Origin of the sequence: Paenibacillus sp. 1A_MP2, from assembly GCF_052244825.1 — a bacterium.
GTDB lineage: Bacteria > Bacillota > Bacilli > Paenibacillales > Paenibacillaceae > Paenibacillus > Paenibacillus vandeheii.
Genome location: NZ_JBQQCS010000001.1, coordinates 139,472 through 156,437 on the forward strand (window position 1 = coordinate 139,472; position 16,966 = coordinate 156,437).

General features: G+C 47.3%; 26 protein-coding genes. All 26 read right to left on the reverse strand.

Translation table 11 applies throughout. The annotated features are described in order from the left end of the window. Nucleotides 1-8: 8 nt before the first annotated feature. Nucleotides 9-803: an N-acetylmuramoyl-L-alanine amidase gene (locus ACTWJ7_RS00790; RefSeq protein WP_301881058.1), complete on the reverse strand. Its 795-nt coding sequence runs from the start codon at nucleotides 801-803 to the stop codon at nucleotides 9-11. Then, nucleotides 796-1,233 carry a phage holin family protein gene (locus ACTWJ7_RS00795; protein ID WP_301881059.1) on the reverse strand — a complete coding sequence of 146 codons (438 nt, stop codon included), beginning with the start codon at nucleotides 1,231-1,233 and terminating at the stop codon, nucleotides 796-798. The genes ACTWJ7_RS00790 and ACTWJ7_RS00795 overlap by 8 nt, the downstream gene beginning before the upstream one ends. 147 nt (nucleotides 1,234-1,380) lie before the next feature. Next, a complete protein-coding gene (locus tag ACTWJ7_RS00800) occupies nucleotides 1,381-1,818 on the reverse strand; it encodes a hypothetical protein (RefSeq protein WP_301881060.1) in 438 nt (145 codons plus the stop codon). A gap of 1 nt (nucleotide 1,819) precedes the next feature. Continuing rightward, nucleotides 1,820-2,446, reverse strand: coding sequence for a hypothetical protein (locus ACTWJ7_RS00805; protein WP_301881062.1), 627 nt, complete (start codon nucleotides 2,444-2,446; stop codon nucleotides 1,820-1,822). After that, a complete protein-coding gene (locus ACTWJ7_RS00810) occupies nucleotides 2,447-3,826 on the reverse strand; it encodes a pyocin knob domain-containing protein (RefSeq protein WP_301881063.1) in 1,380 nt (459 codons plus the stop codon). After that, nucleotides 3,826-4,107 (reverse strand): ketopantoate hydroxymethyltransferase, encoded by a 282-nt coding sequence (locus ACTWJ7_RS00815; RefSeq protein ID WP_301881064.1) that lies wholly within the window; start codon nucleotides 4,105-4,107, stop codon nucleotides 3,826-3,828. The genes ACTWJ7_RS00810 and ACTWJ7_RS00815 overlap by 1 nt, the downstream gene beginning before the upstream one ends. Beyond that, entirely contained in the window at nucleotides 4,107-4,478 is a 372-nt protein-coding gene (locus ACTWJ7_RS00820) for a hypothetical protein (RefSeq protein WP_443146328.1), read from the reverse strand. The genes ACTWJ7_RS00815 and ACTWJ7_RS00820 overlap by 1 nt, the downstream gene beginning before the upstream one ends. Then, nucleotides 4,373-4,687 (reverse strand): hypothetical protein, encoded by a 315-nt coding sequence (locus ACTWJ7_RS00825; RefSeq protein WP_443146453.1) that lies wholly within the window; start codon nucleotides 4,685-4,687, stop codon nucleotides 4,373-4,375. The genes ACTWJ7_RS00820 and ACTWJ7_RS00825 overlap by 106 nt, the downstream gene beginning before the upstream one ends. Continuing rightward, on the reverse strand, nucleotides 4,680-5,765 hold the full coding sequence (locus ACTWJ7_RS00830) for a baseplate J/gp47 family protein (protein ID WP_301881066.1): 1,086 nt from the start codon (nucleotides 5,763-5,765) through the stop codon (nucleotides 4,680-4,682). Before ACTWJ7_RS00830 ends, ACTWJ7_RS00825 begins: the two co-directional genes overlap by 8 nt. Beyond that, on the reverse strand, nucleotides 5,758-6,174 hold the full coding sequence (locus ACTWJ7_RS00835) for a DUF2634 domain-containing protein (protein ID WP_301881067.1): 417 nt from the start codon (nucleotides 6,172-6,174) through the stop codon (nucleotides 5,758-5,760). The genes ACTWJ7_RS00830 and ACTWJ7_RS00835 overlap by 8 nt, the downstream gene beginning before the upstream one ends. Next, nucleotides 6,158-6,556, reverse strand: coding sequence for a DUF2577 family protein (locus tag ACTWJ7_RS00840; protein WP_301881068.1), 399 nt, complete (start codon nucleotides 6,554-6,556; stop codon nucleotides 6,158-6,160). The genes ACTWJ7_RS00835 and ACTWJ7_RS00840 overlap by 17 nt, the downstream gene beginning before the upstream one ends. 4 nt (nucleotides 6,557-6,560) lie before the next feature. After that, nucleotides 6,561-7,721 (reverse strand): XkdQ/YqbQ family protein, encoded by a 1,161-nt coding sequence (locus ACTWJ7_RS00845; RefSeq protein WP_301881069.1) that lies wholly within the window; start codon nucleotides 7,719-7,721, stop codon nucleotides 6,561-6,563. Continuing rightward, nucleotides 7,718-8,047 (reverse strand): LysM peptidoglycan-binding domain-containing protein, encoded by a 330-nt coding sequence (locus ACTWJ7_RS00850; protein WP_443145060.1) that lies wholly within the window; start codon nucleotides 8,045-8,047, stop codon nucleotides 7,718-7,720. The genes ACTWJ7_RS00845 and ACTWJ7_RS00850 overlap by 4 nt, the downstream gene beginning before the upstream one ends. Then, nucleotides 8,044-8,364 carry a hypothetical protein gene (locus tag ACTWJ7_RS00855; protein ID WP_443145061.1) on the reverse strand — a complete coding sequence of 107 codons (321 nt, stop codon included), beginning with the start codon at nucleotides 8,362-8,364 and terminating at the stop codon, nucleotides 8,044-8,046. Before ACTWJ7_RS00855 ends, ACTWJ7_RS00850 begins: the two co-directional genes overlap by 4 nt. Beyond that, a complete protein-coding gene (locus tag ACTWJ7_RS00860; RefSeq protein ID WP_301881071.1) occupies nucleotides 8,361-11,279 on the reverse strand; it encodes a phage tail tape measure protein in 2,919 nt (972 codons plus the stop codon). The genes ACTWJ7_RS00855 and ACTWJ7_RS00860 overlap by 4 nt, the downstream gene beginning before the upstream one ends. Nucleotides 11,280-11,489: 210 nt before the next feature. After that, the gene (locus ACTWJ7_RS00865) at nucleotides 11,490-11,918 is read right to left on the reverse strand and encodes a phage tail assembly chaperone (RefSeq protein WP_301881072.1); all 429 of its coding nucleotides are present in this window, start codon (nucleotides 11,916-11,918) and stop codon (nucleotides 11,490-11,492) included. A gap of 34 nt (nucleotides 11,919-11,952) precedes the next feature. Then, on the reverse strand, nucleotides 11,953-12,417 hold the full coding sequence (locus ACTWJ7_RS00870; RefSeq protein ID WP_301881075.1) for a phage tail tube protein: 465 nt from the start codon (nucleotides 12,415-12,417) through the stop codon (nucleotides 11,953-11,955). A 3-nt stretch (nucleotides 12,418-12,420) separates the two neighbouring features. Continuing rightward, the gene (locus tag ACTWJ7_RS00875) at nucleotides 12,421-12,681 is read right to left on the reverse strand and encodes a phage tail sheath C-terminal domain-containing protein (protein ID WP_443145062.1); all 261 of its coding nucleotides are present in this window, start codon (nucleotides 12,679-12,681) and stop codon (nucleotides 12,421-12,423) included. Nucleotides 12,682-12,731: 50 nt separating this feature from the next. Further along, a complete protein-coding gene (locus ACTWJ7_RS00880) occupies nucleotides 12,732-13,745 on the reverse strand; it encodes a phage tail sheath subtilisin-like domain-containing protein (RefSeq protein ID WP_443145063.1) in 1,014 nt (337 codons plus the stop codon). A 2-nt stretch (nucleotides 13,746-13,747) separates the two neighbouring features. Beyond that, on the reverse strand, nucleotides 13,748-13,957 hold the full coding sequence (locus ACTWJ7_RS00885) for a hypothetical protein (protein ID WP_301881079.1): 210 nt from the start codon (nucleotides 13,955-13,957) through the stop codon (nucleotides 13,748-13,750). Between the two features lie 4 nt (nucleotides 13,958-13,961). Further along, entirely contained in the window at nucleotides 13,962-14,405 is a 444-nt protein-coding gene (locus tag ACTWJ7_RS00890; RefSeq protein WP_301881080.1) for a phage portal protein, read from the reverse strand. Beyond that, a complete protein-coding gene (locus ACTWJ7_RS00895) occupies nucleotides 14,398-14,949 on the reverse strand; it encodes an HK97 gp10 family phage protein (protein ID WP_443145064.1) in 552 nt (183 codons plus the stop codon). The genes ACTWJ7_RS00890 and ACTWJ7_RS00895 overlap by 8 nt, the downstream gene beginning before the upstream one ends. After that, nucleotides 14,946-15,290 (reverse strand): DUF3599 family protein, encoded by a 345-nt coding sequence (locus ACTWJ7_RS00900; protein WP_301881084.1) that lies wholly within the window; start codon nucleotides 15,288-15,290, stop codon nucleotides 14,946-14,948. Before ACTWJ7_RS00900 ends, ACTWJ7_RS00895 begins: the two co-directional genes overlap by 4 nt. Further along, a complete protein-coding gene (gene yqbG, locus ACTWJ7_RS00905) occupies nucleotides 15,287-15,673 on the reverse strand; it encodes a protein YqbG (RefSeq protein WP_301881085.1) in 387 nt (128 codons plus the stop codon). Before yqbG ends, ACTWJ7_RS00900 begins: the two co-directional genes overlap by 4 nt. A gap of 3 nt (nucleotides 15,674-15,676) precedes the next feature. After that, nucleotides 15,677-15,982, reverse strand: a complete 306-nt coding sequence (locus ACTWJ7_RS00910; RefSeq protein ID WP_301881086.1) for a hypothetical protein — start codon at nucleotides 15,980-15,982, stop codon at nucleotides 15,677-15,679. A gap of 40 nt (nucleotides 15,983-16,022) precedes the next feature. Next, nucleotides 16,023-16,964: a phage major capsid protein gene (locus ACTWJ7_RS00915; protein ID WP_301881087.1), complete on the reverse strand. Its 942-nt coding sequence runs from the start codon at nucleotides 16,962-16,964 to the stop codon at nucleotides 16,023-16,025. Nucleotides 16,965-16,966: the final 2 nt, after the last annotated feature.

Here is a 16,966-nt window from a genome sequence, read left to right on the forward strand (position 1 = left end):
TACCACACTTATTCTGCTGCTTCAATCTTCTTCAATCGATCGTCCAGATCTGACACATTACCGTTGATTCCTGCAATCAGCTTCAGGATATTTTTCCTTAGTCTGTTCGTCACAATCCCGGATTCCTCTCGTGTGATCATCGCCCCAGGACGGGTGCCATCATAGTATCCATTTGCCGTAACCTCTGCCCATGCCGCTTCTGCCCACTTACTTGGCACGTTAATGTCTCTTTCCTGTGTCACTGGCTTGCCCTCCTTCGTATCTTCAACTAGTCCTAGGTATGCAACGATCCCCTGAACGTGTCCTTCAATAATCACATCAATTACATTCGCCTGCTTCAGCCGATCCGCGTCAGTGGCCACATCCACAAACAGGTTTTCCGTCAAGACTGCCGGCATTTTAGATTCGCGAACCATGTGTAAGTTCTGTGCCTTCTGTCCACGATCTATTCCGCCAAGCTTGCCCATAATAGCCTTGTGTAGCTTGTCCTGCAGCTTGATACTGTTTTCGGAAGCAGACGTAAACCGGAAGGACTCAAACCCGCCCTTACCGCCACCGGCATTACAGTGGATGGAAACCAGAATGTCTGCACCGGCTGCGTTCGCTTTGGCTGTCCGATCGCGGAGCTCCAAGAATACGTCCGTGGATCGGGAGAGTAGCACCTGCACGTTTTCATAATCCGCTTCCAATCGGTTCTTGATACCAAGCGACACCTTCAGAACAATATCTTTCTCCTGGATGCCGTTTGCCACTGCTCCTGGGTCCCTACCTCCGTGCCCTGCGTCGATCCATACTTTAAACATTTGTACCAGCTCCCTTATCGTTGTCATTGCCACCTTTGCCCTTCAGGACCTCAATTGCTTGCTTGATTACGGCCGGTATAGGCGCACCCATTTTCCCACCGTTCTCGGTGATCGATAACAATTCGTTTGCAATGTAAAAGAAGGCAACAGTGTCCCTGAACAAATGCTCATCACCAAGGATGCCGTCTACCAAGTGGCCAACCGCAACCATGGCAAAAATAAAGACCTTACGGGCAATCCCAATAAGGCCAATTTTACTTTTCAATCCTCCATTAGAACCGGCTGCTACGACACCTGTAAGATAATCAAGCACCACGAACACCAGCAATACTCCCAACACTCCAGACCATCCCCCAAATAAATAAGACACTAACCAGCTACCCAAGGCCAAAGCCCATTTCCCCACGTTCTCCAACTTCCTATCCCCCATCTATTTAATTTAAAAATCCTCTGACCACTCCAGGCACAACAAAAAACACGCTCCGCTATCGGACGTGCTGCGTCTTACAAATTCAATTGTTGGCATCCCCTCCCCCAAGACTCAGTTCTCTATTTTTCTGTCTATATATCACGGCGGTTATCCATAAGCTTCCCATGCTAAATCAGTAGTTAAATATGCGTATGGAAATCTAAAACCGCCGTTAGTTACATAGGCGTCATTAACTGGTATGGAACCTTCTACAACTCTATATAACTCCGGTGCAGTTGTTGCTCCCGTACCCCAAAACCAATTATACGTAGGCCAAGCGCCGTGCTTTATGTTTTTTGAATACGTACCATTCGTGGAGCTCAAATTATAACTGGCGTTGAATGGTCCTATAAAAATAATACTCGGCTTAAACCCTAACCCAGAAACTACAACGGAAGGCAATAATATTTCCTCCATGGTACTTCTTGTGAAAATAACTCGCCCATTCGAATCAGAAGATTTAACAATCCCAGATGCATACTTAAAGCCGCCCGGTGTCCCATCCAACCTGGAATTATCCAACAAAAAATTATCGATTATCGGCATGTTAAGTCACCACCATTCCGGTTGCATAAAACGAAACCGTGCTTGCTGAGGACGCCCAAGCTGCCAAAGTTTCACCTTTAACAAGAAGCTGGTCCAAAAAAGGTATTGTCAATGTATCGTATGCCTTTAATAGTTTGCCTCCAATTATCTGATAATCACCAATAGACAAGGCGATTGTTGTGTCACTAGCAGTAAGATTGCAAAAAGTTACTGATTTAATCAAGACATCATTTAATGTATCTTTGAACACAGTTCCTGTTTGAGATGTGGTTACCGTGTTTGCCCTTATTAATACGTATGGTTTGACTCTTTCCGATGTATCAAAAACTACGCCCGTTACATTAATGTGTATCGTGGGCGCACTTCCAAAACTTATCGTTTCTATCTGATTTAAAACAAACCCGGCAGCGGGTAGAACAAACGTGTCAAACGCCTTTATGACATGATTGTAAACGATGGGGTAACCAGCCAAAGTAATTGTAAACCTTTGATCTGTTGACGTGGGGTTCGCGACTGTTATTGACTTGATAATAACCCTCTTCCCTGATGGGACCGTGTATACAACATACGGGGAAGTTGCGGTTGCAACACCGATCCCCGCGTAAAGTTTTTTGATTGCAGTAGCCAATTACAACGCCCCCCATATGTTTTGTCTTTCGGTGTACTCATACAAGGCCAGGTCGTCCGCTTCGGAGCTGTACGGAACGTCAGCCGAACCGTATGAAAGTTTAACTCTAGTGATTGCTTTGACGCTTCCGGGCACGGTTCCGGTTGTCGTATTTCCGAAAACCAAGCGCACACCCACGCCAGCAACGCCAGCCGGAATGCTTATTAAGCCTGATTTTCGATGCCAGTCCGAATTAAGGTTTGCGACAACATTGCCGATAACCGAACCGTTGCCGAAATTGTATACTTCGATATATAACGAACCAGAAGTCATGCCGATGTTATAAAACACGCCCTGTAGCCTATATGTTGTCGATGGTATGACAGGTATAACAACGGACGATTCGAGAAAGGCATAACCACCAGCTTCCAATTGGTCAAGCGCTTGAAAGAATTTTAATTCCCTCACGTTATTGCCGTTATTAACATTAAAACCCCTTATGTTAACCCAACCTTCCAAGCCATAAAAAGCAGACGAATTGCGAACCAGGTTAGGCGAATCCGCACCAATGATTGGAGATACCGCCGCATTGGCATAGCCCTGGGCATTTTCATTTGCCAAGGGGAGAACCACTTTCTCATCATTTTCTAGCGCTGCATTGATGGCCTCCTGTTTCGCATCAACGCTAGATTGCTTTATTTCTTCAAGTTCTTCTCTTGTAGGTACTTTCTTCCACGGCCCCCATCCGAAATAGTAGTTTCTTTGGAATACTTCCAAGTTACCAGGCTGAAAAGTGGTCAAGGTTTGTAACACTCCAGCATGTGGCTCGACCGTTAAATGAAATGCCTCTGCTGTCGGAGAATTAAGTAAAGTTGCTACAGTGGCATTGGCTGGGCAATAATAGTTGCCCTCTTCCATGTAGGTATTAAGGTCTGATCCAAACGGAATGACAATCGATTTCTTAATGAATCCACTATCTGCATATGTCACCAATGAATCATAATCATCTAAATCAAGCACACGTTCAAACGGTTGCCATGTTGCATTGCTATCCCTCTTGTTGCGTTTGTACTGTTTGTTATAAGCTTGGTTAGCCGGATCAGTACCGGAGTACATCTCGGTAAAGGTTTGATAACCGCCTGTGCCTATACGCACAGTTTCAACATATCCGAACGATTCGTTTGCTCCAGTGGCTGTCCTCCAGGCTGATCCTTGACCACCAGTGCCACCACCTACGTAAAATACAGATATACCCTCTGGATAAACTGTGATGGCCGCACCGGGTGCAGCAAAGTTATTAGCAAGTTTGATTGCGCTTTGTTTAGAATTTATCTCCGCACCAATTTGATTCATATCCGATGGCTTGACCTCATCCTCCATAGTCCAATCCGTTTTAGCCATTAATCTGTCACCTCTTCTATTTCAAAAGTTTCGAGCATGAGCGTATCCGACTGGTTCGGGACGTTTACAGCCTTCGAACTGACTCGGATATTTGGGCCTTTAACTTCGATCAATGTGATCATGGATACATCAGCCGCTGGAATCAAAAAGTTGAGCGCAACAGTTGAATCCGTGACCGCTTTTTCAACAAAATCTGTGATCTCGTACACTCCGTTCAGAACAACCCTCGTTATCCGTGAATTCAGATGTACAGCCAGATCGTTCAATATCTCTTGATCCATTACAATGTCACCTCCGGACCTAAATCCGCAAACGGCTTTTCGCCAAGTTTCCAACTGCCGTCAAGCTTGTAATTCCAGGATACATCCCTTTTGACAGTCGTATGTTTAATGCCTATTTTGTGCCGCAGGGACGTATTTTGCTGGTACACCATATTCGCAGGCTTGACTGTTTGGATGGTGTGTTGCACCTCTTTAAACAGGTTCGCGTTTTCTATGTTGGTGGTAACAAGCAACAAAAATTTCGCTGTGTCGATCGTAACTATGGTCAACCCCGGACCAAGTAGACGATCCAGTTGTGCTTGTAACCAACGATGTGTAAACGGGGGTTTAGTCGACTGACGGTTAATGATGCGCCGGCGGCGAAAATCCAACGACTCTGTAGTGGGGTTAGCCTGGATGCGCAGCATCTTTCTCGGCGCCGAATTGCCGTCGAACTGGCCGTCATGATGAACATGTCATTACGCTGTCGTAAAACACCTGCAGCAATATTGTCCAGCTCCATTTCCTGCGCCATGAGCAGAGCTGTCATTTGCTTACTGTCCACATAATACGGCGGCAGATACTCCATGAGTCTACTCATTAAGCGTCACCCTCCCTCGTTGCGGCACCTGATCAACCGTCAGAGTGATGTTGGCAGTAGATCCATTTAGCTGTGTACCAATCACATCCACAACCCCGGAAACGGTCAGTATGCGTGATTCAAGCGGAGCAACCCGTATAATCAACGGTGCATCGGATTCCCATGTTGATTTGAGTGCCTGAAGGTATCCATCAATCACATCTTCAACATCTTGTTGTACTTGTCCAATTGATGTATCGGAGTCCAAAGTTAACGTGGTTGTGATATTAATCGTGAACCAGTTAACTCCGTCTAACGTTACGGTATGTCCGATTGGCGCTAACCCAATTCCCTGTCCTGCAAAAGCCACAGGATCAACGATCTCCTGCAACTGATTGATTAAAGCTGTTGAAGGTGGAACATGACCTGTTGCCATAATGGTTGCTTTCACCGAGCCACCGCCCTGCCAAACAGGAGTAATCCGCACGGCCCCAACCCCATCCAAGGCTCTAATCATTTGACGATAATCAGCCACGTTCCCGCCAAAAGGTTGCTCGTTAATCTCTATGAAAAAACGTTCACGCAGCTGATCATCCGTTTCTTCATCTTCGCCAGGTACCAGGATGTCACTCAAAGTTGCCGTTGCTAAATCGTTGATGTACTCCACGGGTAGCATCGAACCGAATGGGGCGTTTCCCACGACTCCTGCAGTTTCAGCAGTCACTTTATACACGCCTAGTGAAACTCTTTCTTTGACTACATAGTTCAAATCCTCAATAAAAAAGCGGCTGCCGATCGCTACATCAATCCCTACTCCATTCGAATCCAGAAACGTACCTTTTCGAACTGCAAACGTTGCTTGCTTCCGATTAACACCCCATTCAGCTGCGCCTTCGGTTAGATACTCTCCAGTTGCTGTATCGACGTTGTATAAGTCGTCTCCGGCAGACAAATCGATGTTCATCTGAGCGAATTCAGCTGCTGCAGGTGCTAAAGAATCATAAATAATGCTTCCAGGCCGCTTGTCCAAATCATCAGGTACCCTATCAAGCATCCTTTGCAAGATGGCTTCATATTCGTATTCTTCTGTATCAAACACTACCGACCACCTCCGTTAGCCGCAGATCCCCTTCGTTTGTGACAACGGTGAATGTGACCGTCGCACTGTCGCCCTGCTGTTCAACATCAAAATCTTTAACCTCGCTGATCCGTTCATCGTAGATCAATGCTTCTGTAATGACACGGGGCAGCTCCGAAGCTATAAAACCCGCACTTGTCGCCAGACCGACAACCGTATCCGATTCTGCACCATAACTCTCCGGGTATATGACGTGTTCAAAGCGAATGGTCCGTAGTGTCTTGATGATGAACTGCTTCATGGCTGGAAGTCCTTCGATGGCACGACCAATCTCGCCAGTGACCGGATCAAATGAATAGGTCCTGGTTGGTTGAATCTCCGAAGTAAAGAGATCCGGGACTTGAATATTCAGATCAGGAGTCAGCGCCATATTTCACCAACCTTTCTGCGATATAAAAAGACTGACCGCCTTGAAAGCTCATGACTAATACTTTTTCTCCGGCCCGCAGTTCATCAAGAAACGTAACTGTTCCAGAACAAATACCGGAACCCGATATTTTCCCATCTCCTGAATAATCCGAGGTTTGAATCGTGCCTTCCATTTCAAAATCACCTTCTATTTCTACCTCCCGAGTATAGGAAGTAAGACGTTCCGAAACTGACAGCATTTCCGCTGGTATCGGGTTCTTGCTGTCTAAGCCTATTTGTATGCTCAGTGCAGGCGGCGGCGTTAGGACGGTAGCTTCCAGTAGTTGCACTGGTCCAGCTGCAGCTACTGCAGCCACTGCAGCCTGTTTGATAATGTCCAACATGTCATCACCCCAATATTTCTTTGCGGAGCTGCTCCGCAAACTCCTTGTCTTCGTCAGCTTTGCTTTTTTTCTTCGTTGATTTCTTTTTGGACTTGTCCTTGTCTTTGTCAGAATCGCTCTCCTCCGGTTCTACTGTAACGTCGATATCCGGAAGGTCGTCTGTTTTGGTCAACGTGATTGACATCGAATGTTCATTGCCACTAAAGGAATGGCTATCCTCGTCAACATAAAAAGCCCGGCTTACGCCGAGCTCTTTGGCTATCACATATATTGCAGATCCAGATATTACAGGAGCGATACCGAGCGCATCGATGCTGAAGGTCTCGCCTATCTTGCCTTTTTCCATCATCATGGACGTTGCGCGCTGCATCAGCTGCGCCTTGTTCAGCTCGTCGGACACTTCCTCATAATATTGGAGTGTACCGAAACGCTTCTTAGTCGTTGGGTTATCCACCTTCGCAATATGAGTGGCACTGACCTTTTTCTTTTGGACCGTTTCCTTTTTACCCTTCTTCACCTTGGTTTCAATGGTCGTATTGGTCGTAGACGTCAATTTAACTTGGGTATAAGTATCCTCAATGGATTGCGCAAACGAATAATCTACCAAGTTAACCCCGTCCTCGATCACCCATTTACGAGCCAGATCCACGCGCTTAGTCAGGTGCAATTTGCCCTTGTCAGAATACAAATAGTATTTAACACGGGTATGCTTATACGTCAGCGAGATGGCCGTCAGGATCATATCGAATAGCGTTCCCTGCAGGATGCGGGTAAGCTTATGCGGGGTGTCTGCTATCTTACCAATCGGGATACCGAAGTCACCACAAATACGCCGGACTATCTCACCCAGCGTTTTCCCGGTAAATACGTATTTGTCCTCGGATTTGGTCAGATACACCAGATCATCATAAGCTGTTAAAGCAAGGCTGCCACTTTTGGTCCTTTCCTTTGAAAAGATCGTTCCACGGAAAAGCTCCTCACCTTTCCAACGAAAAAGCAACTGATCTCCCACGTCCACAGGCTGCTTGCGATGCATTCCGCGCGTCGTGGAAAGGATAGTCGCTGCAAGAGTCCTGGGAGCCTTCAACTTCTGGCCGGACCAATCTACTTCTTGGACCGGCAGTTCATACGTTCCATTGCTTCGAACAACAAACAGTTCCATCATTTTAACTTCAGCCCCTGCCCTGGCTTAATAGAGTATGGCGCTTTGATTTTGTTCAGTTCAGCAAGCTTCTGCCACGTTGTTCCGTTTGCTTGTGCGATCTTCCATAAGCTGTCGCCAGACTTCACCGTGTAACTGGCTGGTGTCGTCTTTGTACTGGGTCGTGCCGCCGTGCTGCTGGTTGTGACCTTTTTGCTACCATTGCTGGCTGTCTTGGTCGCATCCAGCTTCCGAATCGTCACGAACTTGTATTCACGCAATGATAAGTCATAATAGATCGTTTCAACATCGCCGCCCTCTTCCCGGTATACAAAATCCTCAATGGTCACAGCAAAGTTCCAAGCGGTTCCAGAAACGAGGAAACGAATCGGCTTTCCTGACTCCTTCCATTTGGATATAATCGCAGCCGCCTGTTTAGGGACGGGAATATCTTCATATTCACAGTAAGGCCCCCACGCAGCGGGAAAAAGCTGGAGAATTCGAACGTCTTGAGTACCGGATCATTAATAATCGCCACTTCACCGATTCCAGCCACATCAACGGTTGTCGTTTGGCTGCCGTTGCCTATCGTGATATCTGGCGGGTTGACCGGAAGGCGTAACCGTTCAGCGTTGTTGTTCCATGATAGCCAAACTTCACGGCTCATACGAATTGCACCCCCTGTGGTCCAAGATTCAATTCATCTTGTAATGCCTTTTTGACAACACGAACCACCTTATTAGCGTCCATGTCGTTGGAGTAATGGTTGTCACCTGTAATATTAATGCTGATTGGCGCTGCTACAGGTGAAGCAGTTTGACTTCCTCCGGATGCTGCCATTCCGCGTATCAGTTCCGCTTCTTCGCGTGGGAGGACGGTTTCGCCTTTATGAAGGTTCGCCTTGTAATTATCATACGGGATGTTGGAAATCCCCTTAGCGTGACTGGGCTCATCAATAGTTTTCGGAGTAAAGCCTTTAATAAGATTCGGGAAATTTGAAACAGGTGCAGCTTTACCGCTCATCATTGGACTGTCAGATGTCTTACCGCTTCCAGTTAGTGTAGAAACTGCTTTTTTATTCGTTTCACGTGTTGCTTTAGTCTCCAATAGCTGGATTGTAGGTATGTTGTATCCTAACACATCTCCTAAACCATTCAGTTTCTCGATCAACCAGTTCACGCTCTTTATCATTGCATTAACACTTCTAGCAACGATATCTTTCGCTCCTTCGAAGGCATTAGCAACAACCTCTTTAATCTTATCCCAGTTCTTCCAGGCTTCCCACAGCACACCAAGTGCTGTGACTACCCATCCAATCACAGGCAAAAACCGTACCAATCCACCAATCACTCTACCGATCCATGGCAAGAATGGTTTAGCCCATTTGAGCACTTTAACGAAACCTTTGCCCAACCAAAGCAGTGCACTTCCTACCCATTTCAATATACTCCATACGACCTTGAGCACTTTCCACAATCCTTTGAACACAGGAGTTGCGACTTTTACAGCCTGGTATCCTTTCGCTGCACCATAGACACCCAAAAATGCTGCACCTACTACCTTCAAAATGGGCAACAATGTATCCCAGTTTTCAACAACCCATTGAATGCCTTTGGACAACCCATTGGCGAGCTCACCCGACAGTTCAGCTACACTTTCGGTAAACTTAGCTATCGATTTTTGTCCTTCCGGCGATGAAGCCCATTTGTTGAGTTCGATAAAGGCCGGGGTGACAGCAGTCAAAACGGATTGACCGATATTCTTAACCGTCTTGCCTAACTTGCGGGTTGTGTCATTGATGGCCGTCATGGGATTATTTTCGCGCATGGTGTTGAATTGTTTCTCCAGTTCTTTGCTGGCTTCGATTGGCTCATTGATAGCACGAGCTGCAGCAAGCACTGGTTCCTTGATGTCTTCATATTTGGTGCCGAGTAGTTCCGTAGCATACAAGGCACGTTGGGCTTCGCTCGGTATTTTGGACAAGGCTGTAGCAAATTCAAACATTACTTTTTCACCGGATAACGTTCCCGCATCCATAGACTTGTAAAGTTCCCTGGTACGGGACTTGCCCAACACTTTAGCCATTGCTGTAATCTGGTTGTCTGTCAGTTCGTTACGGCGGATGTTGAATTCTCGGAACATATCAGCCGGCTCGTCAAAGTTCCGACCACCGGCTTGAACAGCAGCAACAAACGCCGAACCGACCTGCCCCATGTTGAGCTGCAAGTCTTTGAAGGTCGAACTATACTCATTGATTGTGTCCAGGTAATCGTCATACTGATCACCCGCGTTTTTGATAACGTAAGCAGACACATCTCCAATCTCGCTCATGCTGCCAAGTTGGTTTTTGTATGCCGATGCAAAGGCCCGGTCCACCTCAGGTATGTCCTTACCATAGAGCTGTGCAAACATGGCCGAGGTCCGGGCAGCTTCTTGGAGTGCCTTGCCCTGCAGGTTAGTTTGCTGCGCAAAATCAACGAGAGACTGAGCAACACCAGACCGCTCGGTGCCAATATTTTCGCCATAATAAATCTGATCAGTCATAGCTGTGACTTGGGGTTGGCTGATTCCGCTGATAGCCGATGCCTTGGCATCCGTCTCAAACGCGTTTGCACCTTGTGCCAGAATGGCTGTACCACCCAGTGCAGCCCCGATGCCCAAGACTTTGTTTTGCAACCCTGCCAAACTGCTCTCGATCCGTGCAATGGCACGAGTTGCCAAATCTTTGACTTTAACCACAACTGTTGCCGTTATAGCTCCCACACGACGAGCCAATGCACGTACTTTATTTAATCCTCGGATAGCCGTGTCCCGAACCCGTGTTTGTATCGTAACTCTCATACGCCCAAGGTTACGGGCAAACGAACGCAAACGGGTTAAACCGCGGAGTGCTGCGTCTCGGAGTTTCGTACGGACTGTAGCCGTATATCCACCAAGTGCTGTAGCCATGGATTGTAAGCGGGTCAAACCACGACTGGCCATGTCCCGTAGTTTAGTCCCGATTAGCACGGTCCTGCGGTGTAACGAATCGCCCAAACGACGCAAACGAACCAGTCCCCTGGTCGCCATATCTCTCAATTGTGTCCTTAACACAGCTCTGCGCCATCTAAGATATGCCATGGTCGCCCTGATCCGAACCAATCCGGCGGATGCTTCATCCCTTAACCGTGTGCGTATGACAGCCACCAAGCGACTGATCCGTGGCACTTGCGCGGATAATCTGCGCAGCCCCCGCGTAGCCATGTCACGCAAACGTGTTGTAATGACCACGGCTCTGGCTTGTATGTTTCGTCCTAATTGCCTGAGTCGCAACAAGCCGCGACTGGCCCTGTCCCGAATGATCGTACGTATTACCGTAGCTTGTCTATTAAGATAATCTCTTAAATCCCTGATCCGGTTTAACCCACGAGAAGCAAAATCTCGAAGTTGCGTCCGGATGATGGCTCGTGTTCGGGATAACCTTTCAACGCGGCGTCTGACCTGATCTACTGTGTCACGCAACCGATTGAAGTTTCCTCGCATTTGTCGGACCCGAGAGCTTATGCGATCTCGAATGTCAAACATGGCCGTTAATGTAGCCAAGGTTACTCCTCCTTTCTACACAAAAAAGGGGCCTAGATTGGCCCCATTACTTGCGTTTATTTGCTTTCTCCTGATCAGAAAGGTATTGATCAATTGAGCCATAAATAAAAGCCCGGTGGTATTGGTCCATGCCCCAAAGATCCTGGGGCAATATCTTCAGCTTGTGCAGAGCATAATGAGCGTACACAGCATCCCGGTCACCGGACTTGATTAGTTTTTTACGTCATCAATCAGGTCATCTTCGGAATCATCGAATCCGTTGATTCGGTTGGCAGCCTGCATCCATTCAGCATATTCACCGCCGACAGACAGAATGGATTTCGCCAAGTCAACCGGGTCGGTCAGACCGTATGAAGCCAGCAGTTCGGCATTTCTAAAGTCAGGATAAACGGTTGATTCAACGGCGATACGCAAGGAGAAACGTTTGTTATCCAGCTTCTCCCCTACACGCTTACCTTTTTTGAATTCAGGTTTGGTGCAATCCGCTTCCAGTTCATCCATGCGCTGAGTGGATAATGCTTTCATAATAAACGGAATTGGTTTACCTTCGTCGTCTTTGTACCGCTGCGTGATGATTACTTCTTCTTCAGGAACTTCTTTCGCTTTACCTTTCATGAAAAACGCCATATTTTTACTCATATCTGTATTCGCTCCCTATTTATCGTATTTTGGATTAGCCCAGTGTCGGGGCTTTGAACGCATTTGGAATATCAACATCATCAAACGTGAAGCTGACTTCTTCATCCAACGCGTCTGACTCGGTGTCTAGTTTAGCCATAATTATACTGTCCAGGTTGACCCCTTTAAGTGTCACGGTCTGTTCACCGATACTGGAAGTTGGATCATCATTGGTAATTTGGATGTCGAAGTACGTATCCACACCATTTTTCATATATTCAAGCATGAGCTGGCGGTATCGTGTGGTGGTATAAAAGATTGTCATAGAACCAGAACCGGACCAACCCGTCGCTTTGTGTTGAACACCGCGACGGCCCAAAGTTTTGACTTCTGCTTTTTGCTTTTCTACTGTTGCTTCAAGCGTTTTTACATAAAACATTTCTTCTGCAACGCCGTTAATTGTAGCGAAAGCTCGTCCTTCCTGGCCGGAGATGGCATCCTGCGCTTTAAGGAATCCCATAAGTTACTTCACCTTCACTCTCATGTAAATTTTCTCGATTGCATCCACCGGCTGGATATCCATTTCGACATACACTGCATCAGTTGCTTCACCAGCAAGAACGGTAATGTCTGTTTGACTATTGAAATTTTGGATAGCGCCAAATCCCTGATAAGTGTTTGCGATATTGGTGAGCGCAGACCTCAGTAGGTTACGGCCATCGGCTGAATTACCAACTTTACCAATGTAATATTGATCGAAGGTTTCTTTAGAGTCGTTAGCCAAGCCATCCAACACCCTGATAACCCGGTTCTTAGAACGTTCCCGCCCTTTAGTCAACGTATAGCTACGGAAGGTGTTAATGTCTTGTTCAACAATAGCCCGTCCCTTGCTTGCAACAAATACAAATTCCCAGCCAACAGCGCATCCTCAATCTGCGTGTTCGTGTATTTGACATCCACGTCCACAGCATCGTCATAGGCAGCGTAAGTCAATGACTGGTTGACGGCAGCTCCTGCAGTAGCCCCAGCGACCCAAGCGACCGCCTTGATCCGGTCAATCACCGTCTGATCAGACAAGACCACTCCATTCTTGACACTGATGACGCCCTCGTAGTCAGCTGTAGGATAGTTTGGTACCACCAGTTGAATTTTCTTGCCTTCGTTCTCCCGCTGCCGCTTAATAAAGGCAGTGTAGAGAGCCTTCAACGTCGTGTCATCGGACATCAAGCCGACCGTATTGAAATCTGTGACCTCAAGCAGTTCCAAATATGAAGTATGGTCCGCATTGGTCACCGTACCGTCAGCACCGCCCGATAATGGCACACCTGCAGATGCTGCAAGATCCTTATCCGTGTCGGTGGCTGCGAAAGACACCCATGCGTTTTTTGTCAGTCCGTCAATGTCAGCCACGGTTTGTTTATCTTGTTCCGCTCCGGCCACCAAAGTATAGACGTCAAATTTAGATGGATCGTCAATATTGGCTTGAATAACCACAGTGATGTCATTACCACGCACGCCGCCATATTTGGCCGTTACGGTTAAGTTGCCGCTTGTGGCGATTGCTTTGATACCCGTATTAAGACGATAGAGCAATAGTTTTTGCGCTTGCTTCAATGCTTCACGAATGGGCAACATTTCTGCAGTTGTAATGTCGTAACCCAGCGCGTCGAACGGATCAGCTCCAGCTTCCACTTTCACTAGTTGCTTGCTCGGCCCCCAGCTAAGAGGAACAGCCATAGTGACCGTTCCGCGTTCTCCGAGGGCGGTTGTTGCAGTGCCCACAGATTCGAAATTCATATATACGCCTGGGCGTACTTTGTTTTGTCTTGTCCAAATTCCTCCGGCCATGTTTAGCGCACCTCCCTTGATTTAAATACATTCATTTGTCGTTGCACTTCTTGATGCGTGTACGTCTGACCGTCCTGCAGCAAGGCCATGAACACGTCCTTTTCTGCATTATTGTACTTGGTCGACTGCAAAAACTGCTCCTTGCTGAAGCGTGGTTCTGCAGGTACAACCTTTGCCGCTTTCGCTGCCCGTTCTTCTTTTACATCACTCATGTTTTCACCGCCTGATTCCTTGATTTAATAACAAAGAGCCCATCTTCTCGTAATCCACCCGGCTATATTGGTACCGGGATGACCACGTTAAAGTGAGCTGTGCAACATCATCGTCTATAAGGCGGGTTTCCGCTCGGCGGAGCCGCATGTATTGGCCTGTATTTTGACCGTCCTCGTCAATTACAGGAATGGTCATACGGGTTTGCCTGAAGATCTGGGCGATCCGTTCGGCAGCATCCCCGGCTTGCTCGTCTGTACGGTCGAATACCTTGACTGCCAATGAAAAATCCACCCTGTACGAACTGATGGAGCTGGGCGCATCCGTGATAATAGGTTGCGGGAAATAAAGAGACGGCACAACAAAGTCTTGCGGCATTCGATCGGTGTAAACTTGAACGGGATGTACCCGAAAGCAAGCCGCCATGATCGATCCCACGTCACTATTCATCGTCGCCTTCCCCTCGCCTATTGGAACGTCGACCACTCGGCAATGCATCCAGCCATTCCTGCAGACGACGTTCCAAGGAACGTTCAAAAAGGCGCTCAAAAATCATCAAAGCCGTGTCCCAATAATGTGTACCCTCAATCCACTGGCGTCTGAGCATCATGCCCGTGCTTGCTCCTGGATCATAATCAAATCGGTCTCCGTGCCAACGACCAGGTACCCAACGTTGTTCTACGCCCTCTTTCGTCGTCCAATGACCGTCGTTGACGAATTGGGCATACTCCAGATTAGTACCAACCTCAAGGCGCAGGCCGCCCGAAGAAGTTGACCAAACGTTATCACCATCGCCCCTGTCAAAACTGTTAAGCAGCCGCCGAGTGTCTACAGTTTTCGTCCGGATAATTTCATCCTGGATGAGCTCCAAAAATTCGAACCCCATTGCATCAAGCCACAGAGCATATTCCTGTCGTAACCCACCATTGGCTGCCTGATCCAAACCACTGATCAATTCATTAAGCCCGCGGATCTCTGCACGGTTCCTGCTCATAGGTTAGCCCTCCTTGTTGCTGTGACTTCCCAATGATGCCCCCGGAGATCCCGGGGCACCTGCAGCGTCAGCTCCACACCATTCCATACCACCTTGTCATTCACCCGAACATCAGTGTCTGGGAGAAAATGAACAAGGAACGAATGTAAGATTTCGTTGTTTGGCTCAGCCTGATTGATCGACTGGCCTTTTTCCACGAACCAGCACGGGACGTCCGTTGCATCCGGTACCGATCCATATTTGAGATCAGGCGCAGCAGGAACACCAAACCGTTGGGGAGCTGAAGCAGATTGCATATGGTAGATGTCGCATCGATCAATAAGTAAATCCTCATAACTCATAACAATCGCATCCTCATATTGACGTTACCTTGCACCGGCTGTGCTTTGAATTTACGCAACATGGCCAAGATTGACGCCTTACTGATAATCTGGCCGTTATCCAAGGTGTATGAATAACCGCCAATGCTTTCAGACTTGATCCCCTTGGCAATCGACTCATCGCCGTTAACCAGGGCATAGTATTGTCCCAACTGGATCAGGGCAAGCCGTGCTGCGGGTGGCAGAACGGGGTAAAGGATCGAATCACTGAAATCGTGACCGACCTCTTCAAACACTTCCGTTTCCGCCTGCAGGATGTCCATCTGAAGCAACTGCGGGGCTCTCGCTTTGACCTTGGCAAACACCGTGTAATCAATGATTTCCTGCGGTGTGATTAGGGCCATAGGCTATCCCTTCCGGACAGAGAACAACGCATTATTCGCAAGTCGTGAATGCAAACTCTCCGTTACTTCTTTTTCCTCGTCCACCTTAAAGACGATACCACCCACATCAAACGTCTTCCCCCGTTCAAGAGTGGCAAAATATTGTGCGGTATTTTTGGAAGTTACGGCTTCGCTTGCAGGCTTATCGGATGCTTTATCATCCTTTTTTTCAGTCTGACCTTCAAGATTAAGGGATGTTTGTCCGCTGGTGGATTCTTGATTATTCTGATCCTCAGAATCTTTCACTGTATTGTTCTTAGCTCCTGCCATAATTAATTACCTTCCTTTCATAGTTGAATTGAATTTGATACTAAGCTTTGATGTGAATGATCTTGGCTGTTGCGTCTTCTTCTTCCAATTGGACATCGATCTTAGCTGTCAAAACGATAATGAACACACGGCGAGTAATATCCTTGTCTACTTCTACTTGAAGTTTACGGTTCATACCAACAACAATATTTTTGGGATGCGTAAGAATGGCATCAGTCACATCGGTATAAGCAACAGGAGAAGTCACGTTGTAGGGTTGCAACATAGCGATTCCGTTGACCGGAACACCATATGCGTTAACCAGGCGACCTCCATCCAAGCTTTGATCACCACCGGATGTTTGACGATTGGCGAAACTGTCCCTCCAGTCAAGTTCAACACCAGTGTTTGTGTAGTACCTCCAGTCCGCAGGGTTACGCAGATACTGGTTAGGCACAGCTTTGATTCCTCGCTTGAAAATCTCCTTGGCAATTGCTTCCCCTTCTGCATCGACGATATGAGAAGATACTTTCTTCCGCACGCCATCAATCAAAGCAAGATACTCATCGCTTGAAGCAGTATCGCCATTGATGATCAGTTCCTCCAAATCAAGCGCTGCGCGATCGGCCAGCAAGTTCATGATTGTCGTCCGAATATTATCGCCTTCGATGTTGTTCTCAATCGTGTCGTACGAGATATTGATCTCAGCAATGACTTCCTGTGTGTTCAACTTGATAGTACCTGTTGTAGGTTTGGAACGTTGAGATTCTGTAAGTGCTGTCGCTTCAACACCTGGACGCAAAATACGTTGCCCAAAGCCAATTTTCTCAATCTTCTGACTGTCAGAATTCATCGGAACTGTACGAGCACTATTCAAAATAGTAGGTGCCGCAATCATACGGCGGTAAAAGGCATTGAATTGTTGTTCGTTCATTCGACCGCCGGACGCAAGATCCGCAAGGGTCATAGTAGCTTTTTCGATAATTGCTCTGTTGCTTGGCATAA

Bases quoted from the DNA above. Each gene is read 5' to 3' on its own strand.
- ACTWJ7_RS00790 (WP_301881058.1), bottom strand. From the start codon at position 803: ATGTTTAAAGTATGGATCGACGCAGGGCACGGAGGTAGGGACCCAGGA.
- ACTWJ7_RS00795 (WP_301881059.1), bottom strand. From the start codon at position 1,233: ATGGGGGATAGGAAGTTGGAGAACGTGGGGAAATGGGCTTTGGCCTTG.
- ACTWJ7_RS00800 (WP_301881060.1), bottom strand. From the start codon at position 1,818: ATGCCGATAATCGATAATTTTTTGTTGGATAATTCCAGGTTGGATGGG.
- ACTWJ7_RS00810 (WP_301881063.1), bottom strand. From the start codon at position 3,826: ATGGCTAAAACGGATTGGACTATGGAGGATGAGGTCAAGCCATCGGAT.
- ACTWJ7_RS00815 (WP_301881064.1), bottom strand. From the start codon at position 4,107: ATGGATCAAGAGATATTGAACGATCTGGCTGTACATCTGAATTCACGG.
- ACTWJ7_RS00825 (WP_443146453.1), bottom strand. From the start codon at position 4,687: ATGAGTAGACTCATGGAGTATCTGCCGCCGTATTATGTGGACAGTAAG.
- ACTWJ7_RS00835 (WP_301881067.1), bottom strand. From the start codon at position 6,174: ATGGCGCTGACTCCTGATCTGAATATTCAAGTCCCGGATCTCTTTACT.
- ACTWJ7_RS00840 (WP_301881068.1), bottom strand. From the start codon at position 6,556: ATGTTGGACATTATCAAACAGGCTGCAGTGGCTGCAGTAGCTGCAGCT.
- ACTWJ7_RS00845 (WP_301881069.1), bottom strand. From the start codon at position 7,721: ATGATGGAACTGTTTGTTGTTCGAAGCAATGGAACGTATGAACTGCCG.
- ACTWJ7_RS00855 (WP_443145061.1), bottom strand. From the start codon at position 8,364: ATGAGCCGTGAAGTTTGGCTATCATGGAACAACAACGCTGAACGGTTA.
- ACTWJ7_RS00865 (WP_301881072.1), bottom strand. From the start codon at position 11,918: ATGAGTAAAAATATGGCGTTTTTCATGAAAGGTAAAGCGAAAGAAGTT.
- ACTWJ7_RS00870 (WP_301881075.1), bottom strand. From the start codon at position 12,417: ATGGGATTCCTTAAAGCGCAGGATGCCATCTCCGGCCAGGAAGGACGA.
- ACTWJ7_RS00880 (WP_443145063.1), bottom strand. From the start codon at position 13,745: ATGGCCGGAGGAATTTGGACAAGACAAAACAAAGTACGCCCAGGCGTA.
- ACTWJ7_RS00885 (WP_301881079.1), bottom strand. From the start codon at position 13,957: ATGAGTGATGTAAAAGAAGAACGGGCAGCGAAAGCGGCAAAGGTTGTA.
- ACTWJ7_RS00890 (WP_301881080.1), bottom strand. From the start codon at position 14,405: ATGAATAGTGACGTGGGATCGATCATGGCGGCTTGCTTTCGGGTACAT.
- ACTWJ7_RS00895 (WP_443145064.1), bottom strand. From the start codon at position 14,949: ATGAGCAGGAACCGTGCAGAGATCCGCGGGCTTAATGAATTGATCAGT.
- ACTWJ7_RS00900 (WP_301881084.1), bottom strand. From the start codon at position 15,290: ATGAGTTATGAGGATTTACTTATTGATCGATGCGACATCTACCATATG.
- yqbG (WP_301881085.1), bottom strand. From the start codon at position 15,673: ATGGCCCTAATCACACCGCAGGAAATCATTGATTACACGGTGTTTGCC.
- ACTWJ7_RS00910 (WP_301881086.1), bottom strand. From the start codon at position 15,982: ATGGCAGGAGCTAAGAACAATACAGTGAAAGATTCTGAGGATCAGAAT.
- ACTWJ7_RS00915 (WP_301881087.1), bottom strand. From the start codon at position 16,964: ATGCCAAGCAACAGAGCAATTATCGAAAAAGCTACTATGACCCTTGCG.